The following is a 6,405-nucleotide window of genomic DNA, read 5'->3' as shown; positions in this document are numbered from 1 at the left end:
CTTCGATCTCGGTGATCGCCTTTTTGCTGGCTTCCACACGCAGCCCCTGGTCAATATCCTGTTGGTATACGTTGACGAAGAAGGCTTTGTCGCGATCCAGGTCGGCATGGCTGCCATAGCTTTCGCGTATCTGTTTTTTAGCCATTTCAAACTGGTGGAACAACACGTCCACATTACGCTGGTGGAATGCGATGACCTGCTTGAAAGCCGTTATACGGCTTTGGTCGTTGACATGTTCCTTTTTCACTTTATCGCCCGGCCGGGCGATACCGGTATTGGCAACACTGGTCCCTACTGCGGCTGCGCAAATCATGGCGCTTAATACTAACGATTTCATAACTATACGATTTTGTTTTTCCTTTTTGTTCGCTTTTATGGATAAGACGACAAAGGGAAAAAAACGTTGCACCACGCCGTGGTGATAATAGACAAATCGCCGATAATCATCGACCAATGACAGCCCGATTAGACCAAAGGGCATTTTTTATAGATAAACGGTCATTCTTCGCTCCCATGGTAGAGATACAGTGCACCGTATGTCCAATTCGGGCCTTCCAACCCGGGGTAGTTGAATCGATCCATCATCAACGCCACATACCGGAAAGGATAGCCTTCGGGCAGCTCCACCACATTGGGCCAAACGCGCGTACCGGAATCCCCATCCCAAGGGGGGAGATCCATTTTCAGTGTGCCTACTTCCTGAAGGTCTGGATAGGAATAAATGAAAATCGCCCGTTCGCTGCTTCCCGAAAAACAATAAGGTATCCCGCCAATGTGTTGGATGGATGTTCCCGTCGAATTGTGGGCTACCGGACCGGCGATACGCTGGTAATCCCTGTCCCACAAGGCCGATTCTAACATGATCGCTTTATAGCCGCCGTTGTTTTCGCAGATGAGGATACGCCATTTCCCGGCCTTTGCGTCATACAGGATATGGGGGTCTTCGATGTCGCCCACCACCCCGAAAGGCGCGGCCCGCATAACGGAAAACCCGAAGCGGGGGTCTTTCGTACTTTCCACCGCCAGCAGTTGCTTATGCTCCTGTGGGTTGGCGTAGGCACTGAATCCCGTAGTGATACCCCGCCACACCCGATCCTGCCGGTCGTAGAAGATATGGGAAGCCACCTCATTGCGGAGTATCCCATCCGCCCGGTCGAACACGATAACCCCTTCGAACCGGAGGTCGAAGACGGTGGGATCCATGCTGAAAACCCCCTGTACGTGGTGCGGCAGCGCCCGCCCCCGGATGGTCATCGTATACCACAGCCGGCCTTGGTCTAGCAGCGGGCTTCCGTCTTCGTAGGTTATGGCTCGGATATCCGCAAGCCCCATGCCACTGGTCAACGCTGCGGCGGCACCGTTGATTCCCACTGCACCATGCTCCAACTGCACCGATACGCGCGATTGAAAAGCATGGAGGTACCGCTTTTCGCGGAGGTCGAGCTTTTGGCTGAAATCCGATTGGGCAATCGGTTGCGGTAAGCCCTCGTTTTGGAGGTAGAGCGTCAAACCACTGCCCAACAGTTGGAGGATAAGCTTGCCTTGCAGGTGCTCGTCCGGTGGGATATGGGTAGCGATCGATTCATCGGCTATTACGTCGCCATCCTTCACGATCCGAAGCCGTACATCAGCGATGCGGCGCTGTCGATACCGGACGGCTATCGCGAATTGCTCGGCATTTGCAGCGTCTGCAAACTCAAAGCCTACGGCACCTTCCCCTTCGCTTGAGGCGACGTCTATCGTATAGGTCGCAAATGGGTTAAACCCACCGAACCAAACGGCCGTGTGTGTTTCTGAGTCGGAACCGACAAGCAGTCGGCCGTGATCCACGGCCACCCGCGCATGACCGTCCAAATGGTGGGTTACCGGGTACATGGCCGTCATCCCAACCACTTCCGCGGGCTTCAGGGCGGCCAACGGGATGGTGTGCGTAGGATCAAAAACAAACCGCCGGACACCTTGCCGGGTGAAGTTGATTTCGTTGGGGGCTGGCTGGCCTTGCGCAAAGCAAGGCAGCACGGCAGCTGCTATAAAAAACCGGGAAACGACTTGACGTAATGAAACCATATGCGATATATTGGGCATCTAATATAATTAATTTGGGCTACTCCCGTACCGCGGGCTACTTTCAATAAAGTTGCATATCAACACAACATTCACTATGTTTGTGACGGTACACAGCAAGGGGTGCCCCGTAGCGGGGCTGAGATTACACCCTAATTACCTGATTTGGATTATGCCAACGTAGGGATGCAGACCGCACAAGACCACCGTTCTTGTTCCGCTCGCCGTTGGCAATTCCTTGAAGGAGCTGTCCAACACAAAGGCGAATATGATGGAACACGAAAAAACAACACTTGAACTCATCCCCCAGCAGCAGCAGAACTGGCAGAACCGGCCCGAATGGTTTTTCAACAGGGAGCATACCGATACGTATGAGCAGTGGTACGAAGGCCGTTACAAACGTGCCGAGATCTGGCAGAAAAAGGTCATGGAGCAGTTGGTATCGAAAGACCACCGCGTGAAAACGCTGCTCGAATTCGGCTGCGGCACTACCCGCTTTACGCGTTGGTGGAAAGAAATCGGCATCGAAGCCACCGGTGGCGACATCTCGCCGCTCATGCTGTCGCAGGCCATGCACCTCTTCGAAGGCGATTTGGTGATGGCCGATTCGCACCACATGCCCTTCAAAGACCATACGTTCGATGCCCTGGCCTTCATCACCACGTTCGAATATTACCAGGACCCGGTGCGCGTAATCCGCGAGGCTGCCCGTGTGGGCCGCTACGGCATTGCCATGGGCATGATGAACCGCAACTCGCCCAAGGTGGTGCGGCGGCGCGTACAGGAGCTGTTCGGCAAAAATCCGTTCTACCTCACAGCTACGTTCTATACACCCAAGAAACTCAGCGCCATCATCGACATTGCACTCCAAGGCCGCGAATACACCATTGAGTGGACCTGCACCGGCCTCCCCCGGTGGTTCCCCGTACAGCAGTGGGGTGTGCCCTTCGGCGATTTCTTTGGTTTGTATGTCCGTTTTAACGATGTCGGCTGATGGAGAAGCAACTCGGTAAAATAAGCATACCGCTTTTTGACCGCACCGTCGCCACCATGGGCGGCCGCCAACGGCCGGAGGTACGCATAGGGCCCCGCTTCGGCGTGGACGTATCGATGATAGATATCCCCGGCGGTATGACCATGGCCATGACCAGCGACCCGCTTTCGCTCATCCCCTCGCTGGGGCTGGAAGCCTCGGCGTGGCTATCGGTGCACCTCATGGCCAACGATATGGCCACCACCGGCTTCGGCCCCATGTACGGCCAGTTTGTTTTGAACCTGCCCGACACGCTCAGCGAAGCCGACTTCAAGCAATATTGGGCATACATCCACCGGTTCTGCACCGATATCGGCGTAGCCATCACAGGCGGCCACACCGGTTTTGTTGCACACCAGCATTCCACCATCTCCGGTGGCGGCACACTCGTTACCATCGCACCGCGGAATACCATGCTTACGGCCTCGTCGGCCCGCGCGGGCGATGCGATCCTGGTAACCAAGCAGTGTGCGCTGTCATCGGCGGCCATCCTGGCCATGAGCTTTCCGGAAACGGTGAAGAATAAGGCCGGCACGGAAGTACACCAGCTGGCTTGCAATTCTTTCTACCAAACTTCCGCCCTGTCCGATGCATTGATGGCGGTTGACGGCCGGCCCGATGGCGGGCAGGTCAGCGCCATGCACGACGTTACCGAAGGCGGCGTGCTCGGGGCTATCTACGAGCTAACCGTAGCCTCGGGCCACGGGGCACTCATCGATAGCGACAAGCTGCCTGTACACGCCGTGCAGCGGCAGGTATGTCACCTCTTCGGGCTCGACCCCCGCTACTGCGTGGGCGCCGGGGCGATGATCATTGCCTGCCAGCCCACCGCCACAGCAGCCATCATCGATCGGCTGCAGCTCGCAGGCATCCCCTGTGCGGAAGTGGGCCGCCTTACCGATGCGGCACATGGCATCAAGCTCATCGAAGACGGCAGGGCAAAGGACATGCCCTACCACGAGGAAGACCCATACTGGGCTGCATTTGCTAACGCTTATCAAAACGGATGGAAATAATGAAGACACCACGCCCTATCGGCAGGGGGATTTACCTCGTTATCGACCCCGCCATGGACAAGCCGGAACTGTACGCGAAACTAGATGCGGTACTTGCCGAAGGCATCGCTGCCGTGCAAATCTGGGATCATTTCCGTGGCGACGACGATATCCACACGCTGATCGGCGAGGTGTGCCTGCGCTGCCACGCCAAAGACGTACCGGTGCTCATCAATAACCAGTGGGCTTATTTGAGAGACACCCCTTTGGATGGTGTGCATTTCGACACCATCCCCCGTGATTACGAGGTTATCCAAGCCACCATCGGCCGCTCCTTCCGGTGCGGCATCACCTGTACGAACGATATGGAGCCGGTACGGTGGGCGCGCAACTACCACGCGGATTACATCTCGTTCTGCTCCATGTTTCCATCCACTACCGCCGGCAGCTGCGAATTGGTAACCCCCGATTCGGTGCGCCAGGCAAACGCCATCTATGGTGGTGCCGTCTTTCTGGCCGGCGGTATCCGGCCGGAGCATATCGGGAAACTCCGCGAACTCCGTTATACCGGCATCGCGGTCATCTCAGGAATCATGGGCAGCAACTCCCCTGGCCAAGCCGTCCGCCAATATCAAAAACACATCCGTAAATCACGATAATCCAACGACAATGACCATCGAAACCATCCATAAGTTGTGTTGCCCATTCGACCGGGCAGACCTCCAGCTCACCCCCATCCGCACCACCGTAACCGGCGATATCGACGAGGGTTACCTGCTATGCGGGCAGTGCAACCGCATCTACCCCATCATACGGGGTATTCCCATCATGAGCCCGGATGAATACCGGGAATTCGGGCTGGAGAAGCCGCTACTAGACCGGTGGAAAACACACCTCAACGGCAAGACCATCGAGGGATTCCGCTTGGTAGCCGGCGGGGAACCTGAATGATTTTGGAGCCGATTATGGCACCCGATCACGCCGGCGATGGAATTTCAAGTAACTTTAATTAAGTTTGTGATATGAAACTCCATTACAAGCCTATCTGTATCACCATGGTCCTATTGTCTATTGCCAGTACCAGTGGCTGGGCACAGCGGCACGATGTCAATTACGATGAATCGAAAGTGCCCACCTATACACTTCCGGCACTGCTCACCACCGAAAGCGGGCAGCCGGTAACCACGGTTGCACAATGGGAGCAGCAACGGCGGCCGGAGCTGATCAAGTTGTTCAGCACATATATGTACGGACACACACCTACCGATCATGTTGCCGTACGCTACGAGGTGCTCACCGAAAACCCGCAGGCGCTGGGTGGCAAGGCCACAAGCCGTCAAGTCAAGTTGCTATTCGGCAATGGCACCAAAACGTTGGAGGCATTGCTACTGGTGTACCTACCCAACAATGGCGCTAAGAAGGCCCCCATGTTTGTAGGCTACAATTTTAAGGGCAACCACAGCACCACGCTAGACACCACCATCCTGTACTCCAAAAATTTCGCCCTGGTGAAGGAAGAGGGGCATCCTGATTGGGAACGGGGTTGCCAGGCCAGCCGCTGGTCGTACAACGACATCATTGAGCGCGGCTATGGCGTGGCCACCATGTGCTACCACGATATCTTCCCTGATAAAACCGGGTTGAAAGACCACAGCATCGTTTCCCTCTTCCCCGGCTACGGTTCTGGCGATGAGGCGCCGGATGAGTGGCAGGCCATTGGTGCGTGGGCATGGGGTTCCAGCCGGATTGTCGACTATCTGGCCACCGATCCGCGGGTAGATACCGCCCGCATTGCCATCATGGGGCACTCCCGCCAGGGTAAGGCCGCCCTTTGGGCGGGTGCGCAGGATACACGCTTTAAAATCGTCATCTCCAACAATTCGGGCGAAGGCGGTGCCGCGCTGTCGCGGCGCAAGTACGGCGAAACGATCGCCATCGTGAGCTCCATCAAGCCCGCCTGGTTCTGCCCAGCGCTCGATGCCTACCACGGGCGCGAAGAAGACCTCCCCATCGACCAGCATCAGCTGCTCGCATTGATGGCCCCACGGCCCGTTTACGTGGCCAGCGCGGAAGAAGACCGGTGGGCAGACCCCAAGGGCGAGTACCTGAGTGCCTACCACGCGGGCCCGGTATATGCACTCTATGGCCTCGATGGACTTCCCACAGCCACACCGCCAACCATTCACCAGCCCATCATGAATGATGTAGGCTACCACATCCGTGCGGGGAAACACGACGTTACCCAGTATGATTGGCGGTCTTTTCTAGATTTTGCCGATAAGCACTTTAAAAGCCGCAGCAAGTAAATCCGTT

7 protein-coding genes and 1 riboswitch are annotated in these 6,405 nt (G+C 56.3%); of the genes, 5 read left to right on the top strand and 2 right to left on the bottom strand.

The annotated features are described in order from the left end of the window. On the bottom strand, positions 1–337 hold a 337-nt coding region (locus tag VNQ80_RS10655; RefSeq protein ID WP_325638322.1), incomplete at its 3' end, for a hypothetical protein. Between the two features lie 161 nt (positions 338–498). Next, positions 499–2,067: a hypothetical protein gene (locus tag VNQ80_RS10650; protein ID WP_325638319.1), complete on the bottom strand. Its 1,569-nt coding sequence runs from the start codon at positions 2,065–2,067 to the stop codon at positions 499–501. A 106-nt stretch (positions 2,068–2,173) separates the two neighbouring features. Next, positions 2,174–2,268: riboswitch (TPP riboswitch) on the top strand. A 64-nt stretch (positions 2,269–2,332) separates the two neighbouring features. Here VNQ80_RS10650 and VNQ80_RS10645 point away from each other — a divergent pair. The 5 genes from VNQ80_RS10645 to VNQ80_RS10625 all read left to right on the top strand — a co-directional run bounded on the left by VNQ80_RS10645 (position 2,333) and on the right by VNQ80_RS10625 (position 6,398). Continuing rightward, positions 2,333–3,058: a class I SAM-dependent methyltransferase gene (locus tag VNQ80_RS10645; RefSeq protein WP_325638318.1), complete on the top strand. Its 726-nt coding sequence runs from the start codon at positions 2,333–2,335 to the stop codon at positions 3,056–3,058. After that, a complete protein-coding gene (locus tag VNQ80_RS10640; protein ID WP_325638316.1) occupies positions 3,058–4,113 on the top strand; it encodes an AIR synthase-related protein in 1,056 nt (351 codons plus the stop codon). The genes VNQ80_RS10645 and VNQ80_RS10640 overlap by 1 nt, the downstream gene beginning before the upstream one ends. Continuing rightward, positions 4,113–4,751: a thiamine phosphate synthase gene (locus VNQ80_RS10635; protein ID WP_325638314.1), complete on the top strand. Its 639-nt coding sequence runs from the start codon at positions 4,113–4,115 to the stop codon at positions 4,749–4,751. The genes VNQ80_RS10640 and VNQ80_RS10635 overlap by 1 nt, the downstream gene beginning before the upstream one ends. A 10-nt stretch (positions 4,752–4,761) precedes the next feature. Continuing rightward, positions 4,762–5,043, top strand: coding sequence for a Trm112 family protein (locus tag VNQ80_RS10630; RefSeq protein ID WP_325638312.1), 282 nt, complete (start codon positions 4,762–4,764; stop codon positions 5,041–5,043). 71 nt (positions 5,044–5,114) lie between these two features. Continuing rightward, positions 5,115–6,398 carry an acetylxylan esterase gene (locus VNQ80_RS10625; protein ID WP_325638310.1) on the top strand — a complete coding sequence of 428 codons (1,284 nt, stop codon included), beginning with the start codon at positions 5,115–5,117 and terminating at the stop codon, positions 6,396–6,398. The last annotated feature ends 7 nt before the right edge of the window (positions 6,399–6,405 follow it).

It is taken from the genome of Parapedobacter sp. (assembly GCF_035556095.1).
Lineage (GTDB): Bacteria > Bacteroidota > Bacteroidia > Sphingobacteriales > Sphingobacteriaceae > Parapedobacter.
This window is presented reverse-complemented; position numbering and strand designations above follow the sequence as displayed.